The organism is Pseudoalteromonas sp. TAP-3C, from assembly GCF_059888565.1.
In genome coordinates this window covers 403,260-427,785 of record NZ_CM187618.1, presented here as the reverse complement: position 1 = coordinate 427,785, position 24,526 = coordinate 403,260, and the positions used below count along the sequence as shown (strand labels likewise).

Sequence of the window (24,526 nt, the reverse complement as noted above, 5' to 3'; positions counted from 1 at the left end):
ATATGGAAATTAAAACAGCGAGTTATCTATTAATTGATTTAGACAACGAGTTTAGTCATTCATTTATTAAATACTACATAAATACAAATGCTCCAGAAAAAAAAGATATCATCATTGCTGGGGCTAATACTCAAAAGCTGGTTAAAATGATGTTTGACGAACTCGTTAAAGATTTTTGCTATTGCGATATTAAAAACGAAATAAGCGTTTCTGAGCTTGCCAACTACTTACACGAACACCACAATATTCAGGGTGTGCTGTTAAATCAAACAGACTACTTACTAGCCGAGGATACACAACGCTTTATTTATAATTCACTACATGAAAAACGTTACATGATCATTCAAACAGACCAAGGATATAACATTAAGCCCATAAATGAAGAGTGCCATTCAAACTATTTGTTCTGTGATACCGATATAGCTCAAACCTCAGAAGAACTAACAGAGCTTACAGTCCCTTAATATGAAAAATAAATAATTGCACCTAAGCCTTTGCTTACTTACCATAGCGGAATATAACTTCTATGTAAAAAGTGATTAATCATGCGAGTGCCTCATATTTATCAATCATCACCGATTGCTGTTAACACCCCTTTAAACCTTGACGATGACGCAGCAGGTCATGTAGGCCGAGTGCTGCGTATGAAAGTAGGCGAACAGGTTTCTGTTTTTAATGGTCAAGGGGGGGAGTTTCTCAGTGAAATTATTGAAGTGAGCAAAAAAAACGTCGTCGTTATGCCCCTTGAATTTAATCCTCATGATGTTGAATCGCCACTAAAGATTCATTTAGGCCAGTGTGTATCTCGTGGCGATAAAATGGATTTTACCATTCAAAAGTCGGTTGAACTTGGCATCACTGAAATCACGCCTATTTTTAGTCAGCGCTGCGGCGTAAAACTCAGCGGTGACCGCCTAGAGAAAAAACATCAACAGTGGCAAAAAATAGCCATTGCCGCTGCAGAGCAATCGGGACGTAACTTTATACCCATAATCAACCCACCCGTTGCTTTAAAACATTGGCTGGAACAGCAAACTGATGCAATTAAGTTAACCTTGCACCCGCGCGCCGAGCACAGCATTAAAACAATTACCGTCCCCGATGGTGGCGTGCGTTTTTTAGTCGGCCCTGAAGGCGGTTTTACCGATGATGAAATGGCGCAAACTAAACAACAAGAATTTGTAGATATTCGTTTAGGTCCACGAGTACTGCGAACAGAAACAGCGGCTTTAACCGTTTTAAGCGCACTGCAATTACAATTTGGCGATTTAGCTAATTGAAATAACTAAAAGCACCCACATATCAGAGTTACAGTTGTAAAAAACAGATAAATTAAGGCACAGCGCATGGCAATTAAGTTAGGTATTATTTCAGATCCTATTAGTGGATTTAATATTAAAAAAGACACCGGTTTTGCAATGATGATGCAAGCGCAAACCCGTGGCTACGAAATTTACTATATGGAAATGGATGATTTATCGCTGCGTCAAGGCAATGCCTACGCCACTGCAGCCAAAGCTCAAGTTTTTGATAACCCACAAAAGTGGTATCAACTTGAAGAAAAACAAACCATAGCGCTGGCTGATTTAGACGTTATTTTAATGCGCAAAGACCCCCCTTTTGATACTGAATATATTTACGCTACATACATTTTAGAGCGCGCTGAACAAGCCGGTACATTAGTGGTTAATAAACCTCAAAGCTTGCGCGACGCCAATGAAAAACTCTTTACCGCTTGGTTTAGTGAACACACGCCTGATACCTTAGTTACACGTAGTCAAAAGCAAATCCGTGAATTTTTAGCGCAGCATAAAGATATTATTTTAAAACCGCTTGATGGCATGGGCGGTGCTTCTATTTTTAGAGTAAAAGCCGATGATGCCAATATTGGTGTAATATGCGAAACCTTAACTGAGCATGGCAGTCGCTTTGCGATGGCGCAAAATTATATTGAAGAGATCACTCAAGGCGATAAGCGTGTATTAGTTGTTGATGGTAACGTTATTCCTTATTGTTTAGCGCGTATCCCACAAAATGGCGAAACACGCGGTAATTTAGCCGTAGGTGGACGCGGCGAAGCACGCCCTATTAGCGCATCAGATCTTAAAATTGCCGAGGCCGTTGCCCCAACGTTGAAAGAAAAAGGCTTAATATTTGTTGGTTTAGATATTATTGGCGATAAGTTAACCGAAATTAACGTCACAGCCCCAACCTGTGTAAAAGAAATTGAAGCGGCCTACGATATTTCTATTACTGGCATTTTATTCGATGCCATAGAAAAGAGGTTGAGTAAATAACGCCAAACTGTTCTAAATTATTACCTAGTTTATCGCTATAAACTTGAATAAGTTTTTAGTTCTAAAAACATCGGACTATGCCATACTCAATATTCAATAATTAAAAGGGTAAAAATTATGCAGTCATTAGAAAATCACTTTTTAATCGCAATGCCATCAATGCAAGACCCTTTTTTTAAACGTGCCGTCACGTATATTTGTGAACACAATGAAGAAGGCGCTATGGGGCTTGTCATCAACCAGCCTATTGATGTTACCGTAGGTGAATTACTGGACAAAATTGAGATTGATAACGATAAATCTCAGCATGCTGCTCAGGTAAGTGTATTTGCTGGCGGGCCAGTAAAAACCGACCGTGGTTTTGTGCTGCATTCACCTAAACCTGGGTACTCGGCAAGCCAAAAATTGAGCAGTGATATTATGATCACTACCTCAAAAGATGTATTAGCAACCTTAACAACTGCTCAAGCGCCAGAACAATTTATAATTACATTAGGTTATTCCGGTTGGGAGCAAGGCCAGTTAGAGCAAGAGCTACTGGATAATAGTTGGTTAATAATTAAAGCCGATCCTAAAATAATTTTTGATACACCCGTAGAAAAACGCTGGGAAATGGCTGTCTCTATGCTTGGTTTTGATATTGGTCAACTGAGCCCTGAAGCCGGGCATGCTTAGCGCATACTATTATTAAAGAAATACATGACTAAAAAAACAGTAAAACCGCAAGGTGAGCGCACCGTGATGGGATTTGACTTTGGCACCAAAAGTATTGGTATTGCTATTGGTCAGGAACTGACCGGGAGTGCCACCAGCTTAAAGGCAGTCAAAGCCCAAGATGGCATCCCTAATTGGGATGACATTGCTGTACAAGTAAAAGAATGGCAACCCGATTTAATGGTTGTCGGCCTGCCGCTTAATATGGATGGCACAACACAGGATGTGACGTTTAAAGCCAAAAAATTTGCTAATCGACTGCATAATCATTATGGCATTGAGGTTCAAACTCAAGATGAACGCTTAACCACTGCCGATGCTAAAGCACGATTATTTGAACGTGGCGGCTACAAAAACTTAGGCAAAGGGAACGTAGACAATATGTCTGCGGTGATCATTTTAGAGAGCTTTTTTGAAACCCGTTATGGTTAATACATTATTCAAACATACATAAAAAGCGCTCTAGGCGCTTTTTTTATTTAACTTGGTTTTAAACAAATTTTAATCAGCAAAGGTCAACAAACCCTAAGTGACTTAGGTCATATTACCTTTATCATCAAGGCCATCAATGGTCACACCTTGTAAAAAACCTGCGCCTTGTTGCTCATTATTACGCAGTTTAATCATTAAGCGTAAGTCATTTGGTGAATCAGCATGATGAAGTGCATCGGCGTAGTTAATACGTTGCTGTCTGTAAAGCTCAAATAAAGCCTGATCAAAGGTTTGCATGCCCATCTCTGTTGATTTAGCCATGGTCTCTTTAATACCACCAATATTCCCGTTTTTAATTAACTCACTGACCATGGGCGTATTAAGTAATACCTCGATTGCAGCTACACGTCCCTCACCATCTGAGGTTGGAATGAGCTGCTGAGCAATAATGGCACGTAAATTAAGCGCTAAATCATATTTTAATTTATCGTGCTTTTCTTTTGGCACCAAGTGCATAATACGGTCTATGGCTTGGTTAGCGTTATTGGCATGCAAAGTAGCAACACATAAATGCCCTGTCTCTGCAAAGCTCAATGCATACTCCATGGTTTCTTGCGATCGAATCTCACCAATTAAAATAACATCTGGCGCTTGGCGTAAAGAGCTTTTAAGTGCTGATTCAAAACTTTCAGTATCTAAACCCACTTCTCGCTGAGTAATAATGCTCTTTTGGTGCTCATGCACAAACTCAATCGGGTCCTCTATGGTTAATATATGCCCGCGCTGATTACGATTTCTGTAGCCAATTAATGCTGCCAGTGATGTTGACTTACCGGTGCCGGTGCCACCTACAAATAGCACTAACCCACGCTTTGACATAATGACATCAGTCAGGGCTGAGGGTAGCCCAAGATCTTTAACATCAGGGATTTCAGTCACTATTCGGCGAATAACCATACCCGCTCTGTCGCGCTGCCAAAAAGCAGAAATACGAAAGCGCCCTTCACTGGTCGCAATCGCAAAATTACATTCTTTGGTATTATGAAATTCAGCTTTTTGTTTATCGCTCATCGCCGATTCAACCAACTCTAACGCCTGTTCATCAGTTAATTTTTGATCGTCAAGCGGCGTAAGCTCGCCATTAATTTTAGCGCTAATCGGCAGCTGACTCGACACAAATAAATCAGAGCCTTTTTTGTCGATCATTACATGTAAAAAATGATTTAAAGATAAAGTCATAATAATTCCTTAAGCGCTAAACTGGGTTTTATCTTGCGCTTTTGCATACGCCGCTGTGTGAGTAATGATTCCACGATTAACTAAGTTTGTTAAACATTGATCCATGGTTTGCATTCCCAGTGACGCACCCGTTTGAATAGATGAGTACATTTGTGCAATTTTATCTTCACGAATTAAATTACGAATCGCCGGCGTTGCCAGCATAATTTCATGGGCCGCCACTCGCCCCCCCCTACTTTTTTTATCAATGTTTGCGAGATAACCGCACGCAGTGATTCAGAGAGCATAGAGCGGATCATATCTTTTTCTTCACCAGGGAATACATCAATAATACGGTCTATCGTTTTAGGGGCTGAAGTTGTATGCAATGTGCCAAACACCAAATGACCGGTTTCAGCCGCGGTCATTGCAAGGCGAATGGTTTCTAAATCTCGTAACTCCCCCACTAAAATAACATCGGGGTCTTCACGCAAAGCACTTCGCAGAGCGTTAGAAAAACTATGTGTGTCACGATGTACTTCTCGCTGATTAATTAAGCTTAGCTTATTGTCGTGCACAAATTCGATAGGATCTTCAATGGTTAGTATATGTTGATGCTTAGTTTGATTAATGTAATCAACCATCGCCGCCAGTGTGGTCGACTTACCTGACCCCGTCGGGCCGGTCACGAGCACTAAACCGCGCGGGTTATCTGAAATTTGTTTAAATATTTCAGGCGCGCCTAAATCCTCAAGTGATAAAACATCACTAGGAATAGTACGAAACACCGCAGCAGGACCCCGATTAGAATTAAAGGCATTTACACGAAAACGTGCTAAATTAGGCACTTCAAAAGAAAAATCAACTTCGAGATTTTGTTCATAGTCCTTGCGCTGGTTATCATTCATAATGTCATAAACCAGACTACTGACTTCTTTATCTCCAAGTGCTGGTATATTAATACGTCGCACATCACCATCAACACGTATCATAGGTGACACCCCTGATGATAAGTGCAAATCTGATGCTTTATGTTGCACACTAAATGCCAATAATTCGGTGATATCCATTTATGACTCCACAACTAACTGATAAATATATGGTTACAATAGCAGAACGACTCACATCCGCCTACGCTAGAATTGCAGAGGCAGCGCATAATGCACAGCGTAATAGTGACGACATAACGTTACTCGCAGTATCTAAAACCAAGCCTGTCTCTGATATTATGGCAGCTTATGAGCAAGGGCAACGCCAATTTGGTGAATCTTATGTTCAAGAAGCTGTGGATAAAATAGCGCAACTTGACACATTTAGCGATATTGTTTGGCATTTTATTGGCCCCATTCAGTCAAATAAAAGCGCCTTGGTGGCCAGTCATTTTGACTGGGTACAAAGTGTCGATAGACTAAAAATAGCAAAGCGTTTAAACAGCCAGCGTCCTCAAACAATGCCCCCACTGAATGTACTTATTCAAGTCAACATTAGTGAAGAGGAGGCAAAATCTGGTTGTCAGCCAGGTGAAATTACTGAGCTCGCCCAGTATATTGATCAATGCGCGCATTTAAAGCTGCGCGGATTAATGGCTATTCCCGCTAAAAGTAACGATGCAAACACGCAAGTTCAATATTTTGAGCAATTACAAACTTGCTTTGATAAACTACAGGCCCAATATCCTCATATAGATACGCTGTCGATGGGGATGAGTAACGATGTAGAAGCTGCCATAGCGGCAGGTTCAACCATGGTGAGGATCGGCACAGATATTTTTGGAACACGAACTTAAAAGGTGATAACAGACATATGTCAGATAAAAAAATCGCATTTATAGGCACAGGTAATATGAGCTACGCCATCATTGGTGGCATGGTAAAAAACGGCTTTAACGCAAACAACATTATTGCAACCAACCGCAACCAAGAAAAACTAGCGAAGGTCGCAGCAGATTTCAAAGTGCAAACTACCCGTGACAATAACGAAGCACTGCGCGATGCCGATGTCATTGTTTTGTCTGTTAAACCACAAATGATGGGCGACTTATGCCAGTCGTTTCAAGATTCAGGCATCGATTTTAGTGATAAATTATTTATCTCAGTCGCTGCAGGCTTAACCGTTAAACGCTTGCGTGAGATGCTTGGCCAAGATGTAAAAATGGTACGTTGTATGCCAAATACGCCGTCATTACTTGGCCGCGGGGTATCCGGTTTATATGGCGCAGGCGAAACCCAAAGCGAGCACGAGTTTGTACAACAAGTATTTGAATGTACTGGCATTGTTGTTTGGGTTGAAAAAGAATCACAAATTAACGATATTATTGCTGTTACCGGCTCTTCACCGGCTTACTTCTTCTTATTTATGGAAGCCATCGAGGAAAAAGCCAAAGCACTTGGGTTTAGTGATGAAGACGCGCGCCGCCTTGTACAACAAACCGCCCTTGGCGCAGCTGAAATGGCCCTTAGCCAACCAGATATTACTATTTCGCAATTACGCGCTAATGTAACATCTAAAGGTGGAACCACCCATGCTGCTGTTGAGCATTTAAAAAATAAAGGCTTAACCCAAACCGTTGCCGATGCCATGGATGCGTGTATTACTCGTGCACAGCAAATGGAACAAGAACTTTAATTTTATTTAACTCATTAGCGTTAAATAACGTTATAACCTATTGAACGATACTAAAGGTTACACTATGAATGCCATGCAATTTTTAATTAGCACCTTGTTTGATCTATTCTTAATGGTGGTACTGCTGCGCTTTTGGCTACAGTGGGCAAAAGCCGACTTTTACAACCCAATGAGCCAATTTGTGATCAAAGCTACGTCGTTTGCAGTTAACCCACTGCGAAAGGTTATTCCGGGGGTGGGTGGGCTTGATTTAGCCTCTTTGCTACTGGCATTTATAGTGGCTGTGGCAAAAATAAGTACCTTAATGTGGCTTATTTATAGTTCTTGGGCTGTTGGCCCAGTATTAATACAAGCGCTGATAACGGTTTTAAAAGAAGGTTTAAACTTAGTCTTTTGGGTGTTAATTATCCGCGCTATTTTAAGCTGGGTAAGCCAAGGGCAAAATCCTATGGAAGCAGTATTCCACCAGCTTACTGAGCCAATGTTAAAGCCAATACGTAAAATTTTACCACCACTTGGTGGCTTAGATTTATCGGTACTGGTGGTGATCATCGGGATTCAGTTTTTACAAATGCTGCTGATGGACCTTTTAGCTTAAGTAACATAAGAGGCCTAGCGCCTCTTTTTTGGAGTTAACTATGCATAAATTTATAACGTTTTGTTTTATCGCAGGTCTCGCTCTGGCATTTAATGCCTACAGCGCACAAGAACAAGGTGCCCAATACAAAGAACTGGGTCCTTGGCAAGTTCACTATATTGCTTTTCCATCCACATTTATTCAGCCGCAAATAGCTAAAGCGTACGGCCTTGAACGCAGCGGTTATAAAGGCATTGTTAATATTTCTATTTTAAAAAATGATGCTGATAAAACAGCGCAAAAAGCAACATTACAAGGCACCGCTAGAAACTTATTAGGTAATAAACAAAGCCTCAATTTTAAAGAAGTGGTTGAAGGCGACTCTATTTATTATCTTGCCCAAGTCGATTACACCAACGAAGAAATTTTACGTTTTGAAATTGAAATTAAACAAGATAACCAATTTCAAACCTTACAGTTTCAGCAAAAATTTTACGTAGATTAAATATGACCAACACCTTAGTCCTTGCAACCGGTAATCCCGGTAAAGTCAGTGAGCTGGCTAACATGCTCAGCGCACTTAATATAAATGTTGTGCCACAAAGCGACTTTAATGTCAGTGACGTAGCCGAAACGGGCACCACGTTTGTAGAAAACGCGATAATCAAAGCACGCCATGCGGCTAAAATAACAGGGCTGCCCGCCCTTGCTGATGATTCTGGGTTAGAAGTTGATAGCTTACATGGCGCACCTGGTGTTTACTCAGCCCGCTTTGCCGGTATTGGGGCAAGCGATCAAGACAACATAAATAAGTTACTCACGGATTTAGGCGATAACCCTAATCGTAGTGCCCGCTTTTGGTGTGTATTGGTATTGATGCGTCATGCTGATGACCCAACCCCACTTATTTGTAGTGCCAGCTGGGAGGGCGAAATTACCCTCACCCAGCAAGGTGAAGGTGGCTTTGGTTACGATCCCATCTTTTTTGTGCCCTCAGAAAATTGCACCAGTGCCGCACTAACAAAAGCGCAAAAAAACGCACTAAGCCATCGCGGCCAAGCACTTAAAATGTTACTGCAAACGCTACAACACAAAGGCGGCCTGTGAACCTTCCCCCACTGAGCCTATATGTGCACGTACCATGGTGCGTGCAAAAATGCCCTTACTGCGACTTTAATAGCCACGGCCAAAAAGGTGACATTCCTGAAGCTGAGTATGTGCAGCACTTAATTGACGATTTAAACGCTGATTTACACTTAGTACAAGGGCGTAAAATTCACAGTATTTTTATAGGTGGCGGCACGCCAAGCCTATTAACCGGCGCGGCATATACTCGTTTACTTAACGAAGTCGATAACCTAATTGGCTTAAGCGATAACTGTGAGATCACCCTTGAAGCAAACCCCGGCACCGTAGAAACGAATCGATTTAAAGACTATGTAAAAGCAGGCATTAATCGTATTTCTATCGGCGTGCAAAGCATGCAAAACGATAAATTAAAAGCCTTAGGCCGAATTCATGGCGCCGATGAAGCCAGTTATGCCGCACAGCAAGCCAATGAAGCGGGGTTAAATAGCTTTAACCTTGATTTAATGCACGGCTTACCCGGGCAGTCACTTGATGACGCGCTCAGTGATTTAAAACAAATTATTGCGCTTAATCCACCGCACATTTCGTGGTATCAGCTCACCATTGAGCCCAATACACAGTTTGCTTCAAAACCACCTACTCTGCCACAAGACGAAATCTTATGGGATATTCAAGAGCAAGGCCAAGCACTGTTAGCACAAGCAGGCTATCAGCAATACGAAATTTCAGGGTATGCAAAACCGGGCTATCAATGCCAACATAACTTGAATTATTGGCGGTTTGGCGATTATCTTGGCATTGGCTGTGGCGCTCATGGTAAGGTCACAGATGCGAAAACGGGGGTGATAACACGCACTGAAAAGGTTAAACACCCTCGGGGCTACATGGACATAATTAAACCCTACTTGTACAAAAGCTGGCAGGTAGAGCAAGACGACTTAGCGTTTGAGTTTTTTATGAATCGCTTTCGTTTAATTGAGCCATGCCCTATAAATGATTTTAATGCGCTAACGCAGCAGCCACTGCAAAGCCAACAACATGCACTAGACAAAGCCATTAATGCCGGTTTACTTACAAAAACTGACCGTCATTGGCACGTTACACTCCAAGGGCAACGTTTTTTAAATGATCTGCTCGCGTTATTTGTTTAGTGATAACAACAAAAGGAATACTAATGCGTAAACTTACTCTAATTGCTGCCACAGTTAGCGTGGCACTGCTTGCAGGTTGCCAGCAAGCAACACAACAGTCCACGCCAGCTCCTGTGGTTCAGGCACAAACTGTGCAAAGTGAAATTGATAAAGCGAATGCTTTTTTTGAAGACACCTTTAATCGTGATGTAATGAGCAGTCCGGTTTATCAAACCTACATGGGCATCAAAAAAGATTATGATAAATGGGATGACAACAGCGAAGAAAAAGCACGTAAAGACCTAGCACAAGCTAAAACGGATCTTGAAACACTTAATAACATCAATCGCTTACAATTAGATACAGCAACTCAAGTAAGCTATGACTTAAAAAAACAAGCTCTAGAAGCCAGCATTGCCGATTTTAAATGGCGTTACCATAACTACCCAGTTAACCAAATGTTTGGTACCCACTCTATGGTGCCGGCTTTTTTAATTAACCAGCATCAAATTAGCAACGTAAAAGAAGCCAATGATTACATTGCTCGTTTAAATGGGGTACCGGGTGTATTTGATCAACTTATTACCGGCTTAGAGATTCGCGCTGATAAAAATATCATCGCGCCTAAATTTGTATTTCCACACGTTATTGATTCAAGCAAAAACATCATCAAAGGTGCACCGTTTGAACAGGGTGAAGATTCAACGCTTTTAGCTGACTTTAAACGCAAAGTAAATGCCTTAGAAATTGACCAAGCTGAAAAAGATGCACTTATTAATAAAGCGACAGACGCATTAAAAACAGCGGTTAAACCGGCCTACACTAAGCTTATTAATTACATTGCACAGTTAGAAAAACGTGCTGATGAGCGTGATGGCGCTTGGAAATTTCCTGATGGCGAAACGTTTTACAATAACGCCCTTAAACGTACCACCACCACAGATCTTAGCGCAAAAGAAATTCATGCTATTGGCCTTGCTGAAGTGTCACGTATTCATGATGAAATGCGTGTCATTAAAGATAAAGTCGGCTTTGAGGGTGACTTAAATGCCTTTATGCAGTTTATGAAAACAGACGCGCAATTTTATCTAGCTAATACTGAAGCGGGTAAAGCGCAGTACCTAAATGAAGCGAAAGGCTTAATTGATAATATGAAAACACGCTTAGATGAGCTGTTTATTGTAAAACCAAAAGCCGACATGATTGTAAAACGTGTTGAAGCCTTCCGTGAAAAAGCGGCAGGTAAAGCGTTTTATCAACAACCTGCACCGGATGGTTCGCGTCCAGGTATTTACTACGCCAACCTCTACGACATGGAAGCCATGCCAACTTATCAAATGGAAGCCTTGGCTTATCATGAAGGTATTCCGGGTCATCACATGCAAATTGCTATTTCACAAGAACTTGAAGGTGTGCCTAAGTTCCGTAAATTTGGCGGTTACACAGCCTACATAGAAGGCTGGGGGTTATACTCAGAATTACTACCAAAAGAAATGGGGCTTTACCAAGACCCCTACTCTGACTTTGGTCGCTTAGCCATGGAATTATGGCGTGCATGTCGTTTAGTGGTTGATACCGGTATTCACGCAATGAAGTGGACTCGCCAAGAAGGGATTGATTACTACGTTAACAACACCCCTAACGCCACTTCTGACGGCGTGAAAATGGTTGAACGTCATATTGTAATGCCATCACAAGCAACGGCTTATAAAGTAGGTATGCTGAAAATTTTAGAACTACGTGAAGATGCTAAAAAGCAACTTGGCGATAAGTTTGATATTCGTCAATTCCACGATGTCGTTCTTAAAAATGGCCCAGTCCCATTAAATGTACTTGAGAACTTTGTAGATGAATGGATTGCCAGTAAACAAGCTTAATTGTTAATTAGGTATACAAAAGGTCGCTATTGCGACCTTTTGTGTTATAAAGCAAAAATTTAAGCTAGGATAAGCTTAATTCCAATTGCATTACATTTGTATTTCTGAGGATACTAGGATGGATTTGAGCATACAGCTACTTGATGCGCGCATTAAACAACAACAGTTTAGTGAGCTTGACAATGACTTTAAAAAACTCACTAGCGCACAACAAACCATGCAGCTTAATTACCTGTTTGAAAGCGCACTGCGCATGAGTATTAAATACGATTTTATGCAAAATATCGCTGTGCGCATTTTAACCACTAATACGCCGCCTGCTCAGTTTATTGAGCAACTAACCAGTTTAGACGCACTGAGCTTTTTTACCCCTGCACTTAAATTAAATAAAGGATTTATTAGTACCGATGACGCTGGCAATAACGCCTTACATAATGTGTTTAAGCAAGCAAAGCCTACACAATTGCCTTTTAACTATGTTCGCTCGTTAATGTTATTTGAATCTAACGAAGAACTATTAGAAGCGTTAGCACACACAAATCAGCAAGGGCTGACTGCGGTTGCCAGTTATATTGCCTATGCACATAAACCAAACATACCCGTAAAACATGAATTTTCAGCCTTACTGGCATTAATGGAAATAGAACAAAAGCAAAACCCTACAGCAAAACTACAGTTGCTTGAGGCATTAAAAAGTAATCCCCCAAGCGAAATAACCTTACTGCTAAGTGCCGCTTATTTACAGCGCTCTACCAAGCAAGTGGCAGCGTTAATCTGATAGGTAATATTCTACGCTGGTAACAACACGTACATTTTTAATTTGCGGTGTGTTTGAATCCCGATCGCTAATACTAAACTGACCTTGGCGAGCAGTTTTAATTTTACCTAAGCGTGAATTTGAATCTTTGGCAAACTTATCGGCCACTTCACGGGCCTTTTCTGTGGCTTCTTGCACCATCATAGGTTTTATATCGTTAAGCCCAGTAAAAATATACTCAATACGGGTTTGATAGTTATCTTGTACTATGGCAATGTTTTGTTTTGCTAACTGACTTACTTTGCTCAATGCGTTTTTAACTTTATCGGGGGCATTAGAATATACAATGATATTAGAGCTAACCACATACCTAAACTTTTGATTATCGTTCGCGTATTCACGTGCTTGTTTATCGATGATAGATTGCGTACCTGTTGTTATTTCTTCATCATCAAAACCATGTAACTTTAAAAAAGCGATCACTGCATCGTTTTTTTGCTCAACCCGCTCAACTAACTTTTCAAGGTTGTTGTCGGCATCATTAAACTGCAAAGGCCAAATAACCGTATCTGCAAGCACTTCACGTTCCGCTAAGCCTTTGACCTGGACGGTACGCTCCATCCCTTTAATATCAAGCGCGGCTCCTTTGACAATAAAACCCAACGCAATTAAGCCAATACTTAGGCACATCGCTGCCACAACAACGGTTACATTCGATATTTTATTCACCTTACTCTCCTTGACTGATATCAATAATCGGCATATTCACGCTCGAAAAAAACTATAAAACAGGTTACATTGAGAAAGTACATAACGCAAAGTTTAATCTGCCAAGGAAACGCAATGAGTTTAAAACGTATTAGTCAGTTTTTTAATCCAAGCTCAGTCGCTGTTATTGGCGCATCAAATACCGCAACGCGAGCTGGTAATGTGGTAATGCGCAACCTACTGCAAGGCGGGTTTAAAGGGCCGATTATGCCCGTTACACCTAATCATACTGCAGTGCATGGCGTGCTGGCTTACCCAAGCATTGCAGCGTTACCAAAAATACCTGATTTAGCCGTTATCTGTACCAACAAAAACACCCTAATAGAAATTATTGAGCAACTTGGCACGCTTGGCTGTCATAGTGCGATTATCATTGCTGATGGCCTTACTATGATTCAAAAGCAGGCGCTTAAAGACTGCGCGGCAAAACACAAAGTAACGCTGCTAGGCTCAAATTGTTTAGGGTTACTCATTCCCCATATAGGTTTAAATGCAAGTTTCTCCCACACCGTTGCGACATCTGGAAAGCTGGCTTTTGTGTCGCAATCAGCAGCCGTTTGCTCGACTATTCTTGACTGGGCAAAAAATAAAGAAATTGGCTTTTCCTATTTTATATCTATGGGGGATTGTTTAGATATTAAATTTGACGAAATTCTCGACTTTTTAGGCCGTGATGCTAAAACCAAAGCGATTCTACTCTATATAGATAATATTAATGATATTCGTAGCTTTATTTCTGCCGCTCGTGCCGCGGCATTTTCTAAACCGGTTATTGCCATTAAAACAGGTAGAACCAGCGCAGGCGCGCGCGCCGCTGAAATACACACCGGCGGAAAACAAAGCTCAGATGCGGTGTATGATGCGATGTTTCAGCGCGCGGGTATGCTAAGAGTAAAAGATTTGCGTGAGCTTTTTGCCGCGACCCAAACCTTGGCAATGCACCCTAAATTATTGCAAGTAGAGCAGCTAACCATATTAACTAATGGGGGGGCCCTGGTGTGATGGCCGTTGATGAACTCATTCAAAGCTCAGGCAAACTTACCCAGCTAAGTGATGCCACACGCGATGCGCTCAATAACGTCATCCCGCATTCAGATACAGTTACCAACCCAGTAGATATATTTGGCGATTCGGCCCCGGTGCGTTATAAGCACGCATTAGAAATACTGCTAAACGCTAAAGAAGTTAAAAACTTATTGATTATTCACACCCCTTCGGCATTAGCACCCAGTGAAAGTTATGCCCACGTTATTGTTGAAGCCCTTAATAAGTTGCCCAAAATGGCTCGCCCATACGTTATTACTAACTTTATGGGTGAAGATGCCGCCTTTGCAGCCAGACGCATCTGCGCTAACAACGCCATCCCCACCTACCGCACTCCCGAAGGAGCGGTGGGGGCGTTTATGCACTTAGTCAGCTACCGTCGAAACCAAAAACACTTAACCCAAACACCTGAATCAAACACCGATGATGCCACTATCAACAAAGTCGCCGCTAAAGCAGCGATTAAAGAATTTTTAAATGATCAACAACACTACTTATCAACCCATCAAGCAAGTCAAATTTTAAGTAGCTACGGCATAGATTGTATTCAAACCGAGGTGGCTTACACCCCCACCGAAGCAAAAGAACAAGCAATAGAACTGGGCTTTCCGGTGGCATTAAAGCTGATAAGCCCCAGTATTCCCTCTAAGTCTGAAGTCGGCGGCGTAGTACTTAACCTCAATGATGCACAAGAGGTAGAGCAAACGGCATTTGCCATGTTACTGAGAATAAAAAACACTTACCCTGATGCCATTATTGATGGTTTTTCGCTGCAAAAAATGGCCCCACGAGCCGGTGCAAACGAGCTGCGTATAGCCATTAAAACAGAGCCTAATTTTGGCCCCGTTATTTTATTAGGGGAAGCCGGCACTGGGCTTGAATATGCTCAAGCTGCGGTCGCATTGCCACCACTTAATATGAACTTAGCTAAGTATTTAATTGCCGCGGCTCATGATAAAGGGGTACTTAAAGATCGCGTTCTGCCTGAAAAAGTAGATAAATATCGCTTGTGTGCATTACTCACGCGAATATCTCAATTAATTATCGATCAACCCGATATTACTTCGTTAGAGCTTAACCCTATTTTAGCCAGCAATGGGCAGTTTTTGGTGCTCGATGCCACCATGAACTTGAGTCAGTATCAAATTCAAGCACACCGAAAACGTCTATCTATTCGCCCCTACCCTATCGAATTGGTTGAAACGGTAACCTTAAAAAATAACACCTTAGCAACACTCAGGCCCATCAAACCAGAAGATGAGCAAGCACACCAAGAATTTGATCGTTCTTTAACGAAAGAAGACCGATATAAACGCTTTTTTGGCGAGTTACCACAGTTTAATCACGATCAACTCGCTAAAATGACACAAATCGATTACGACCGTGAAATGGCGTTTATTGTTACTCAAGCTCAAAACGAGCAGCAACTAACATTAGGCGTCTCACGAGTGATTATGGATCCTGATAACTTACAGGCCGAATTTGCCATTGTGGTGCGCTCAGATTGCCAAGGACTTGGATTAGGGCGTATCTTAATGAATGCAGCCATTGCTCACTGCAAACGCCAAGGAGTAAAAACCATTGAAGGTATTACACTGCCAGAGAATACCGGTATGATTGAACTGGCCCGTAAACTTGGGTTCAAAATTAGTCGTGATTTTGAAGAAGGCAGTATCAATATGCTGCTGACGTTGTAAGAAACACTATGCATACACTCAGACACACAATTGCACGAATATTTGAATCATCCGGGAAATATCGGCGAGCTGGCCATATTTTAGATATCCTACTCATTATTATTATTATGATTAATGTAGTGGCAATTGTACTTGAATCGGTACGTTCCATCGCAGCTAAATATGCTAGCGAATTTTTAATTTTGGAACTAGTATCGGTCAGCATCTTTACCATTGAGTACCTGATACGCACTTGGACTTGTGTTGATCGAACTAAGTACGCAGCAATGGACTGCTCAATGACAAAAAAACGAATTAAGTATATTTTATCACCCTTAGCGATTATTGACTTAATGGCTATTTTACCTAGCTTATTAATGTTTTTCTTTGCTATGGATTTACGTTTTTTACGCGTGCTACGGTTATTGCGGATATTTAAGCTCACTCGCTATTCCCGCGCAATGCAACTGTTATTGCAAGCATTTATTGATGAGTCGAGCTCATTATTAGCCGCTTTTTTTATTATGTTTGTCATGCTGATTCTCGCCTCTTGCGGTATTTACTTATTGGAGCACGATATTCAGCCTGACAAATTCGGGTCTATTCCTGCAGCAATGTGGTGGGCAATGGCAACCCTTACAACTGTAGGTTATGGCGATGTTGTGCCTATCACCCCTGTAGGTAAGCTATTCGGAGGGGTAATAACCTTAGTGAGTATGGGAATGGTAGCCATACCGACGGGCTTATTAGCATCGAGTTTTTCAGAGCAAATACGCAAACGCCGTCAGCTATTTGAAGATGCTACCCACGAGAAAATAACCGATGGTAAGCTCTCTGACAAACAGTTACATCACCTTGAAGAGCTGCGTTATAAGCTCGGGCTAAGTAAACTAGAAGCCAATAAAACCATTAACGCCGAAGTTAATAAACGCAGCTCACATTTATTTTGTCGCCATTGCGGTAAACGCCCTTAACAAAGAGATGCGCTTTAGGCCTTTGAAAATACAGCTTGCCAGTCGTGCTCAATTAGCCCGAGCACCTGTTCTTTAGGCACAGCTTCACTAAACAAGTAACCTTGAAAGTAGCCACAGCCTTGGGCTTTTAAAAAAGCCAATTGGTGCGCGCTTTCAACACCTTCTGCGATACACTCTTTACCTAAACTGCTGGCTAAAGTTAGAGTGGATTGAATAATCGCTTCGTTATCCGAATCAATCCCGATATCTTGCACAAAACTACGATCAATTTTTAAAACATCTATTGGGAAGCGCTTTAAATAAGTTAATGAAGCATAACCAGTGCCAAAGTCATCCATATACAATTTACAGCCTAACTGTTTTAATAAATCCATATTTTTAACTGCATGCTGTGAGTCTCGCATCAAAATAGACTCTGTTATTTCAAATACAATAGCCTCTGGCGGCAGGGCCGCGTTATTCAACGATTGGCGAATTTCAGGCACAAGTCCTACAAACTCAAAATCGAGCGCTGAAAGATTAATTGATAAATATAAATCAGGACATACTGTGCGCCAGTCGGTCAATGCTACTAATGCACGCTTAAACGTTTGCAGCATTATTTTAGTAATTAAACCAATATTTTCAGCCACATTAGCGAGCTCTTGGGTATTCGCTAACTGGTTTTCAGGCCAGCGTAGCAACACCTCAAAGCCCACAGTTTTTTGCGTAGAGGCGTTAATAATGGGTTGATAGTAATTACAAAATTGATTGTCTTGATACGCTTTAATCAGTTGCGATTCTAAATGCAGTGTTTTTTCAACCTGCTGATTCATCTCTTGTTTATAAAACTTATAGCTGCTCTCTAACACTTTTTTAGCGTAATAGAGTGCGACATTTGACGCCTTCAACAACGCTTTATACTGCACTGCATCATCAGGGAAAATAGCCACACCAATACTTAAATGTACTGAGACACTTTGCTGGCTTATTTCGATGTCTTTACTCACGCAATCCATTAACTTGGTACATATGAGTAATACTTCTTCTATTTGCTGAATATCTTCAACTAAAATAACAAATTCATCACCGCCTAAACGCGCAACGCTGTCACAGGGGCGTAATGCTGTCTTTAAGCGGTTTGCTACTAACTTTATGATCTCATCGGCGCTTTGTGTGCCAAATGAGTCGTTAAAATACTTAAAACGTTTTATGTTGACGTGCAACAAAGCCACTTTACAATGATGACGACGGGCCTGACCGATGCCATGCATGGCTCTGTCGTTAAATAAGGTTTTGTTTGGCAGTCCAGTCAGAGCGTCGTAATTTGCCAATATATGCAGCTCATTTTCAGCGACCTTTTGCGCATGAATATCGGTTAAGATCACTATGTAGCTACTCAACCTTTGGCTTTCATCAGCAACTGCGCTTATTTTAACCAACACATGGCGTTGCTCTTTGTTTGCCAGTACCACGGTGTCTTCACATGAAAAATGCTCTCCTACTTCAAGCTTTTGCATAATTCGTAAATAGTCAAAGTAGCTGCTGCGTGTCATCCCTAAATTAAGTAAGCGGGTTGAACGAGGCTCTGCTGATAAGCCAAAAGCGCTTTGCAGCGATTTATTTGAAGCGCGTATACTAAAATTTTTATCTAAAATAAACACCCAATCTCGGGTCTGTTCAAATGCAGCGGTAAATAAACGAGCATGTTCCTCAAATACCATTTCGCGTGTCATATTGGTATAAGTACCTGCTACCTTTTGCGGTGTATTTTCATGCCATTCAACCACTTTGCCAAAATCTTTATACCAGCGCCAGTGCCCTTTGGCATGGCGTAATCGGTAGGTACAATTAAAATACCCCTTATCAGTTGATAAAAACTCTAACCACTCTAATCTAAAAATAGCCCGCTCATGCGGATGAATTTTCTCTAAGTAACCATCTAAACTAACAGAGTCATCTTCATAGCCTAATTCATTAACTAACCTAGGCTGATAAATATTAAGCTGATCCGATTGCCAATCCCATACACCTGATTCACTGCCCTCTAACGCGAGCTTTAAACGTGCCTCGCTATCTTGGCTCTCTTTATGGGCAGCTAATAAAATACGCTGTATTTTATTACGTCGCATTACCCAAACACTTATTATGGTAATTAGAATAATTGCATACAGGGCTAAAAAGTATGGTGCTCGCCATAAAGGATAGTTTACTTTAATGTTTAAAATAGCAGGCGGTGTATAGGCACCGGTTAGGGGGTCTTTTGCCCATACTTTGAACTGGTAAGTGCCGGGGTTTAATTTAGGAAATACCACACGATTATTACGCGTGTAACTCTTTTTGCCTTTATTGAGCTGATACTCATAAATAATACGCTCTTGAAAGCTAAATGACATCGCTGAAAATGCAATCTCAAGCCCTATATCATCATGATTTAAAGTAATATTCTCTAATGGTTGTTGTAAGTTAATAGACAAGTCTCGAGACATTAAATTAATCCGAGTTATATTCACATGGTTCAATAAACCTTGGCTATTTTTATTCTCTTTGGGGTCAAAGTAGGTAAACCCTTTGAGGCTACCGTAGGCAATTCGTCCATCATTTAATTTAACCATAGCACCACTGTTAAATTCAGCAGAGAGCACCCCATCTGATGATGTAAACTGCTGAAAATGAAGTGTTTTAGGATTTAATCGCCATATGCCTTTATGGCTACTCATCCAAATCATTCCCTCTTCATCAAGCACCATACCGTATAATAAAGTACCTAACTTATTTTTATCTAAATCAATGGTGTGTACTAACTCATAAGTGATTGCATCAATACCAATGAGCCCAAAATTAGATAGAGACAGCCACAGTATATTTTGTTCATTTACCACGTAGGAAAGAATACTCACCGCCACATTGTCATGATGCTCAGGTACTTTATAAATAGTGTTCAGGCTCAAATCATTAGGATTAAATTGATATAAAACACCGCCACTGAAAAATAATGGCCATTTAGGCCGTGTTGGTAATGGCGGTAAAAAGCCATGCGCTAAAAATGGATCAAATTGTGTCAACTGCCCTTTTAAGTGAGTTAAAAGCCGACTATCAATATTATATTGAAACATGCCGTGATCAGGATGAACAAAATATAAATCCCCATTCGCTAGCAATGTCATGCCATGCACCCAATCATTTAAAAAAACTTGATTAGCAATATTGGCGGTTTTTGGCTTGGTAAGTTGTTGGCTTTGCGGGTCAAAAATAAACAATCCTCGGTTTGAATGTAACCAGAGTTTATTTTTATAAGGCATAATTTTGAAAATAGTAAACTCAGTGGTCAATAAATCGGCTTTATAGTCTTTTAAATACACATCTGATCTATTATTTTTCAAATCGACGGCAGTTAAGCCATTGTGCGTGCCCAGCCATAACTTATTTTGATACTCAGTTATTGCCCATACAGAGTGGTGTGATAGCCCATCACCTGTTAAAACATTACCTTCTATATTATAAAATTTATAATTGTCACTGGACAAATAAAAGGCACCATCAGTTTTTGTTGCTAGCCATACTCCACCCGACTTATCTTTAACCATATCAATAATACTGGTATCAGCAAGCGTATATTTACTCTGCTGAATACGTTTATTTTTAACAACCTCTGCGGTGCTTAAGTTAAAACTCAGTAAGCCTTTATCTGTCGCTAAATCAAGCACGCCTTGTTGATTATCAATATCCCAAATATTCAAATCAGTCAGTAATTTTTTATTTTTGAATGCCTGGTCGTAATCATTAAACATTGCATCTAAATTACTAATATCAACAGCGTATAAACCCTTAACAGCACCTACAAGCAACTGATTATGATTGCCAAGGGCAAATGACTTCACATTGTTTTGATAAATGTGCACATCGGCTTCGCTCAAATGCTCTAATGGTCGCACTTGCTCAGTTGCTATGTTAAAAACATACGCACCATCGGTGCTACCAATAAAAATATAATCCTTGTAATGAAACAAAGTGCGCACAAACGCATTTTCAAATTGCTCAGGAAGTTTAAAAAAAGGCGTAATAGAGCCGCTATCTATATCCAGTTTCGCGAACGCACGTCCTTGCCCAATCCATAAAGTTTTGTCATCTGTGGCAAGCATAGTAAAAACAGACTGCTGCAAAATTTGCTCTTCAGTCACTGGTTTTTCTAAATACTGCTGGTAGGTATCTGTTTGCGGATCGTATCTAAACAAGCCGGCCAATAAAGACGCTATCCAAATATATCCTTGTTGATCTTGGTATATACGGTCAATAATCGCTTCTTCCAACTCACCATTTGGACCATTAATTGGAATAACCTGATAACCATCATAACGATTTAAGCCACCTTCGGTAGAAAGCCATAAATAGCCATTCTTATCAATAAGCATAGTATTAACGTAACTTTGAGATAAACCTTCGCTTGGGGATAACCGTTTAACTTGCGCTGTTGCTACAGCGCTTATGAGCATAAATAGCACAAATATGGCCATAACAAAGCTATTAATACTCATGAGTACCCTATTGCTGGTTAATGATTGATGATTGGCTGAAATTTAATACGATGATATTTCGGTGCGTGTTTTTTTGCACGGCCACAAACTTTACATAAGCTATAAAACTTATTTGCCAAGGGCATTTTAATTGATTCTAATTGTTTAAAAACCAGCATAATAAGCAGACTCTAGCTAAGCATAATTGCCAAATAATGCTCAAACTTCTGTTTTAAAACACCTTGCTCAGCCACTGGACGGCTATGTAAAGTGTTGTAAACTTGCTCGCGTGTTTTTTTTCCGCGTTTAATTTGATAAGCCCAAAATGAAGCCTCATAATCTAGCTGAATTTGATACTTTTGCTCGCGCGGCAGTAAGCATAAGTTAAACGACATAAATTACCTGTTTTTACTAATCATAATGATATTCAGAGTATAGCATCGGAGTCATGGCTAAACTTGCGCTTTTTAACTTTTAAACGTAGATTGATAGCGTTTTTGTCCTTCTATGGAAACACTGTGATTAAATACGTTCTTCAATGCATAATGCTGTGTGGCTTACTAGCGCCATTTTTCACTTTAGCAAACACACAACATATGCTATTCAATCGCCCAGCAGATACACCACAAGCTCGCTATGTTATTGAGCTGATGACTATTGCATATAAGGAACTTGGCTATGCTGTACATATTATTGACTTTAATCATCAAAGTGCGTTATCTGCTGCCAATAATGGCACCCTTGATGGCCAATTAGGACGGGTTTCAGCTATTAGTCAACAGTATACAAATCTGCATGCGGTTAACTTTCCACTGTTTGAATTTAACCTTGTACTATTAAAAAATTGTCAACAATGTACCTTTGAGCAGCTAAATAGTATAGCTATTCAAGCTGGTTACCCAGCGGTACAAAGTTACTTAAATAAGCGCTCATTTATTGGTGATGTTATTAGCGTGAAAAGCGTGACTGCGCAGCTCAATTTACTCACTCAAAAAAAAGTACAAGGGGTATTATTACTCGACTTTTTATTGTCGACTAAACATCCTCAGTTTGATGCTAATCAATTTCAAATGGAAATACTTGCACCGATCAAGAGTTTTCATTTTTTACATGCTCGCCATAGTGCATTAATACCGAAACTTGAGGAGCAACTGCATAAATTAAATGAAAATGGCACTCTACGATTACTCAGAGCTAAATATAGCCTTGATTAAAAGCCAAAATCGTCCTGCTTAGGCGAAACTGGCTGCTCAATAAGTGCTTTGTGTTTTTGTAAATAACGTTTGTAGCGCTGCTGGCATAAGCTTAACACCTTCTTTTTTTGCGCATTAGTTAATGAGTTCCATGAAAACCGCTCATCACGACTGCGATAACATCCTTTGCAATAACCTCGATTATTGACTAAACAAATACCTTTACAAGGGCTAGGAATATCAAATATTTCAATTTGTTGCATTTCACCCTCCGGTATTAAAAGCATAGTTTGAGTATAGCGCTATTTTTGCGCAAAAAAAAGCAACAAATTAATTGCTGCTTTTATTTTAGTCTGCTCAAGCTGTTAATTACTGCTCACAGCTTTGTTCATGAGTTTGTGTTTTTCGATGATAGGGCTTAGCGTACATAGCTAACACCAGCTGTTTTAACTCTTCTGGCACTTTGGCCAAATGCGCTTCAAATTGCGCCGCATCATTTTTATCAATGGCCACTTCAGTACTGCCACCGGCAATAAAGTTACCTGAGTGTAAGTAAAACGAATCAATAATTTGCTTATCAATAGTTTTTGCTAATTCTTCAGCGCTATCGCAGTGCGATTCAATAGGTTGGCCAAACGATAAATGCACATGCCCTTTGGCTGAACTAAATCCTTCAACAATGCTGGCAATATCTTCACCCGCCGATTTTACATATTTACCATGATGCTGTTTATGGTACAGCTCTTTTGCTTTAGCAATTGCACAAGGTTCATATTGGTAAGATATTGCAACGGGCACTATTTTTAGCTCTTTAATATATTCGCCAAACTCTTTTTTTTGTTTACGGCCATTAAGCTGCAACATTTTTAATAACGCAGGATCGGTTTGATCTACGCCATCTTTTGCGCGTCCTTCTTTTTGCGCAATCCAAATTGAATGCCCGCTTTTAAGCGAATCATAAATATAAGCCGATAGCTGAGTGAGTGCTTTTAACATCTCTTTAGGAGCTTTTGCTGAGCGTTTTACAATAAAGCTTTTATTTAAACGCATAAGCTCAGTAATATAAGGAATTTGCAATAAATTATCGCCAATCGCAATTCTGACTGTTTTCATTTTATGTTGATATAGTCCCCAATTAACCAGCGCGGGGTCTAAAACTATATCTCTGTGGTTTGAGACAAAAAGATAGGCTTGATCTGGATTTAATGCTTCTAAGCCCGAAAAAGTAACGTTTGAGGTTGTGCGTTTTACTAATTTATTTAAATAATGCGCCACTTCATTTTGTACATCTTCAACTGTATTAACTTTGCCCCACTTTTTACGTAACTGATGTTTTATTATGGCGCGTGCTAAAAATCCAACGGCGGATATAAAGCGTGGCAAATTGTACTTTGCAATTACATCAAGAAACGCATTATCGTTAATTAATCGCGTTAATGAGGCGGCAACTTCATCGTCATTATAAGGTCTTATATCTGCGTACTTATCTTCTAATTCAATCATTTACTGCATCTATAAAGTTAAAAAAACGGCACGTAAAATACGTACCGTTTATATTCTATAGGCGATTATAACTCAGGCAAACAAAAATGCGAACTAAGTCACACGATTGCTTTTAGTTCAAAATTAATAAGCGCTGTTAAAAGTACTTATAGAACAATT

21 protein-coding genes and 2 pseudogenes are annotated in these 24,526 nt (G+C 40.3%); 16 read left to right on the top strand and 7 right to left on the bottom strand.

Going from position 1 to position 24,526, the window contains the following annotated elements:
* The first annotated feature begins 2 nt into the window (after positions 1-2).
* The 5 genes from AC6H44_RS01950 (at position 3) to ruvX (ending at position 3,443) form a co-directional block, all read left to right on the top strand.
* Positions 3-464 carry a hypothetical protein gene (locus AC6H44_RS01950; protein WP_500737166.1) on the top strand — a complete coding sequence of 154 codons (462 nt, stop codon included), beginning with the start codon at positions 3-5 and terminating at the stop codon, positions 462-464.
* An 81-nt stretch (positions 465-545) separates the two neighbouring features.
* Complete coding sequence (gene rsmE, locus AC6H44_RS01945) at positions 546-1,280, top strand: 16S rRNA (uracil(1498)-N(3))-methyltransferase (RefSeq protein ID WP_500737165.1); 735 nt, start codon at positions 546-548, stop codon at positions 1,278-1,280.
* Between the two features lie 66 nt (positions 1,281-1,346).
* Entirely contained in the window at positions 1,347-2,297 is a 951-nt protein-coding gene (gene gshB, locus AC6H44_RS01940; protein ID WP_500737164.1) for a glutathione synthase, read from the top strand.
* 117 nt (positions 2,298-2,414) lie between these two features.
* Positions 2,415-2,972: a YqgE/AlgH family protein gene (locus AC6H44_RS01935; protein ID WP_500737163.1), complete on the top strand. Its 558-nt coding sequence runs from the start codon at positions 2,415-2,417 to the stop codon at positions 2,970-2,972.
* Positions 2,973-2,996: 24 nt separating this feature from the next.
* Positions 2,997-3,443 (top strand): Holliday junction resolvase RuvX, encoded by a 447-nt coding sequence (gene ruvX, locus AC6H44_RS01930; RefSeq protein WP_500737161.1) that lies wholly within the window; start codon positions 2,997-2,999, stop codon positions 3,441-3,443.
* 102 nt (positions 3,444-3,545) lie between these two features.
* Here ruvX and AC6H44_RS01925 read toward each other — a convergent pair whose 3' ends face one another.
* Positions 3,546-4,682, bottom strand: a complete 1,137-nt coding sequence (locus AC6H44_RS01925; protein ID WP_500737159.1) for a PilT/PilU family type 4a pilus ATPase — start codon at positions 4,680-4,682, stop codon at positions 3,546-3,548.
* Positions 4,683-4,691: 9 nt separating this feature from the next.
* Positions 4,692-5,731, bottom strand: a pseudogene (locus tag AC6H44_RS01920) (type IV pilus twitching motility protein PilT).
* Positions 5,732-5,733: 2 nt separating this feature from the next.
* Here AC6H44_RS01920 and AC6H44_RS01915 point away from each other — a divergent pair.
* From AC6H44_RS01915 to AC6H44_RS01880, 8 genes are all read left to right on the top strand, one after another.
* Complete coding sequence (locus AC6H44_RS01915; RefSeq protein ID WP_500737157.1) at positions 5,734-6,447, top strand: YggS family pyridoxal phosphate-dependent enzyme; 714 nt, start codon at positions 5,734-5,736, stop codon at positions 6,445-6,447.
* Positions 6,448-6,464: 17 nt separating this feature from the next.
* Positions 6,465-7,286, top strand: a complete 822-nt coding sequence (proC, locus tag AC6H44_RS01910) for a pyrroline-5-carboxylate reductase (protein ID WP_500737156.1) — start codon at positions 6,465-6,467, stop codon at positions 7,284-7,286.
* A 64-nt stretch (positions 7,287-7,350) separates the two neighbouring features.
* Positions 7,351-7,884, top strand: coding sequence for a YggT family protein (locus AC6H44_RS01905; protein WP_500737155.1), 534 nt, complete (start codon positions 7,351-7,353; stop codon positions 7,882-7,884).
* Positions 7,885-7,924: 40 nt separating this feature from the next.
* Positions 7,925-8,368 carry a DUF4426 domain-containing protein gene (locus AC6H44_RS01900; protein ID WP_500737153.1) on the top strand — a complete coding sequence of 148 codons (444 nt, stop codon included), beginning with the start codon at positions 7,925-7,927 and terminating at the stop codon, positions 8,366-8,368.
* Positions 8,369-8,370: 2 nt separating this feature from the next.
* The gene (rdgB, locus tag AC6H44_RS01895) at positions 8,371-8,970 is read left to right on the top strand and encodes an RdgB/HAM1 family non-canonical purine NTP pyrophosphatase (RefSeq protein WP_500737152.1); all 600 of its coding nucleotides are present in this window, start codon (positions 8,371-8,373) and stop codon (positions 8,968-8,970) included.
* Positions 8,967-10,103, top strand: a complete 1,137-nt coding sequence (hemW, locus tag AC6H44_RS01890; RefSeq protein ID WP_500737150.1) for a radical SAM family heme chaperone HemW — start codon at positions 8,967-8,969, stop codon at positions 10,101-10,103. The genes rdgB and hemW overlap by 4 nt, the downstream gene beginning before the upstream one ends.
* Before the next feature lie 23 nt (positions 10,104-10,126).
* Positions 10,127-11,959, top strand: a complete 1,833-nt coding sequence (locus AC6H44_RS01885; RefSeq protein WP_500737148.1) for a DUF885 domain-containing protein — start codon at positions 10,127-10,129, stop codon at positions 11,957-11,959.
* 118 nt (positions 11,960-12,077) lie between these two features.
* Positions 12,078-12,737, top strand: coding sequence for a hypothetical protein (locus AC6H44_RS01880; RefSeq protein ID WP_500737146.1), 660 nt, complete (start codon positions 12,078-12,080; stop codon positions 12,735-12,737).
* Here AC6H44_RS01880 and AC6H44_RS01875 read toward each other — a convergent pair.
* On the bottom strand, positions 12,729-13,445 hold the full coding sequence (locus AC6H44_RS01875) for an SIMPL domain-containing protein (protein ID WP_500737144.1): 717 nt from the start codon (positions 13,443-13,445) through the stop codon (positions 12,729-12,731). The two genes, AC6H44_RS01880 and AC6H44_RS01875, sit on opposite strands and share 9 nt — an antisense overlap.
* Positions 13,446-13,559: 114 nt before the next feature.
* Between AC6H44_RS01875 and AC6H44_RS01870 the strand changes: the two are divergent.
* A pseudogene (locus AC6H44_RS01870) lies at positions 13,560-16,225 on the top strand (bifunctional acetate--CoA ligase family protein/GNAT family N-acetyltransferase).
* A gap of 8 nt (positions 16,226-16,233) precedes the next feature.
* A complete protein-coding gene (locus AC6H44_RS01865) occupies positions 16,234-17,178 on the top strand; it encodes an ion transporter (RefSeq protein ID WP_500737142.1) in 945 nt (314 codons plus the stop codon).
* A gap of 14 nt (positions 17,179-17,192) precedes the next feature.
* Here the strand turns inward: AC6H44_RS01865 and AC6H44_RS01860 are convergent, their stop codons facing one another.
* Together AC6H44_RS01860 and AC6H44_RS01855 are read right to left on the bottom strand one after the other, a co-directional pair.
* On the bottom strand, positions 17,193-21,692 hold the full coding sequence (locus tag AC6H44_RS01860) for an EAL domain-containing protein (RefSeq protein ID WP_500737141.1): 4,500 nt from the start codon (positions 21,690-21,692) through the stop codon (positions 17,193-17,195).
* 170 nt (positions 21,693-21,862) lie between these two features.
* Positions 21,863-22,066 (bottom strand): DUF3283 family protein, encoded by a 204-nt coding sequence (locus AC6H44_RS01855; protein WP_500737140.1) that lies wholly within the window; start codon positions 22,064-22,066, stop codon positions 21,863-21,865.
* 123 nt (positions 22,067-22,189) lie between these two features.
* On the opposite strand from AC6H44_RS01855, the gene AC6H44_RS01850 reads away from it, so the two are divergent.
* Positions 22,190-22,885 (top strand): transporter substrate-binding domain-containing protein, encoded by a 696-nt coding sequence (locus AC6H44_RS01850; RefSeq protein ID WP_500737139.1) that lies wholly within the window; start codon positions 22,190-22,192, stop codon positions 22,883-22,885.
* On the opposite strand, the gene AC6H44_RS01845 is transcribed toward AC6H44_RS01850, so the two are convergent.
* Both AC6H44_RS01845 and AC6H44_RS01840 read right to left on the bottom strand, forming a co-directional pair.
* The gene (locus AC6H44_RS01845) at positions 22,882-23,127 is read right to left on the bottom strand and encodes a DUF1289 domain-containing protein (RefSeq protein WP_500737137.1); all 246 of its coding nucleotides are present in this window, start codon (positions 23,125-23,127) and stop codon (positions 22,882-22,884) included. The genes AC6H44_RS01850 and AC6H44_RS01845 overlap by 4 nt on opposite strands.
* A gap of 106 nt (positions 23,128-23,233) precedes the next feature.
* Complete coding sequence (locus tag AC6H44_RS01840; RefSeq protein ID WP_500737136.1) at positions 23,234-24,367, bottom strand: 1-acyl-sn-glycerol-3-phosphate acyltransferase; 1,134 nt, start codon at positions 24,365-24,367, stop codon at positions 23,234-23,236.
* Between the last annotated feature and the right edge of the window lie 159 nt (positions 24,368-24,526).

What these genes read in the sequence shown, in the direction of transcription:
- AC6H44_RS01950 (WP_500737166.1), top strand. Translation starts at nt 3, where the DNA reads ATGGAAATTAAAACAGCGAGTTATCTATTAATTGATTTAGACAACGAG.
- proC (WP_500737156.1), top strand. Translation starts at nt 6,465, where the DNA reads ATGTCAGATAAAAAAATCGCATTTATAGGCACAGGTAATATGAGCTAC.
- rsmE (WP_500737165.1), top strand. Translation starts at nt 546, where the DNA reads ATGCGAGTGCCTCATATTTATCAATCATCACCGATTGCTGTTAACACC.
- AC6H44_RS01845 (WP_500737137.1), bottom strand. Translation starts at nt 23,127, where the DNA reads ATGCAACAAATTGAAATATTTGATATTCCTAGCCCTTGTAAAGGTATT.
- AC6H44_RS01905 (WP_500737155.1), top strand. Translation starts at nt 7,351, where the DNA reads ATGAATGCCATGCAATTTTTAATTAGCACCTTGTTTGATCTATTCTTA.
- AC6H44_RS01840 (WP_500737136.1), bottom strand. Translation starts at nt 24,367, where the DNA reads ATGATTGAATTAGAAGATAAGTACGCAGATATAAGACCTTATAATGAC.
- AC6H44_RS01885 (WP_500737148.1), top strand. Translation starts at nt 10,127, where the DNA reads ATGCGTAAACTTACTCTAATTGCTGCCACAGTTAGCGTGGCACTGCTT.
- AC6H44_RS01900 (WP_500737153.1), top strand. Translation starts at nt 7,925, where the DNA reads ATGCATAAATTTATAACGTTTTGTTTTATCGCAGGTCTCGCTCTGGCA.
- AC6H44_RS01860 (WP_500737141.1), bottom strand. Translation starts at nt 21,692, where the DNA reads ATGAGTATTAATAGCTTTGTTATGGCCATATTTGTGCTATTTATGCTC.
- gshB (WP_500737164.1), top strand. Translation starts at nt 1,347, where the DNA reads ATGGCAATTAAGTTAGGTATTATTTCAGATCCTATTAGTGGATTTAAT.
- ruvX (WP_500737161.1), top strand. Translation starts at nt 2,997, where the DNA reads ATGACTAAAAAAACAGTAAAACCGCAAGGTGAGCGCACCGTGATGGGA.
- AC6H44_RS01855 (WP_500737140.1), bottom strand. Translation starts at nt 22,066, where the DNA reads ATGTCGTTTAACTTATGCTTACTGCCGCGCGAGCAAAAGTATCAAATT.
- rdgB (WP_500737152.1), top strand. Translation starts at nt 8,371, where the DNA reads ATGACCAACACCTTAGTCCTTGCAACCGGTAATCCCGGTAAAGTCAGT.
- AC6H44_RS01880 (WP_500737146.1), top strand. Translation starts at nt 12,078, where the DNA reads ATGGATTTGAGCATACAGCTACTTGATGCGCGCATTAAACAACAACAG.
- AC6H44_RS01915 (WP_500737157.1), top strand. Translation starts at nt 5,734, where the DNA reads ATGACTCCACAACTAACTGATAAATATATGGTTACAATAGCAGAACGA.
- AC6H44_RS01865 (WP_500737142.1), top strand. Translation starts at nt 16,234, where the DNA reads ATGCATACACTCAGACACACAATTGCACGAATATTTGAATCATCCGGG.
- AC6H44_RS01935 (WP_500737163.1), top strand. Translation starts at nt 2,415, where the DNA reads ATGCAGTCATTAGAAAATCACTTTTTAATCGCAATGCCATCAATGCAA.
- AC6H44_RS01925 (WP_500737159.1), bottom strand. Translation starts at nt 4,682, where the DNA reads ATGACTTTATCTTTAAATCATTTTTTACATGTAATGATCGACAAAAAA.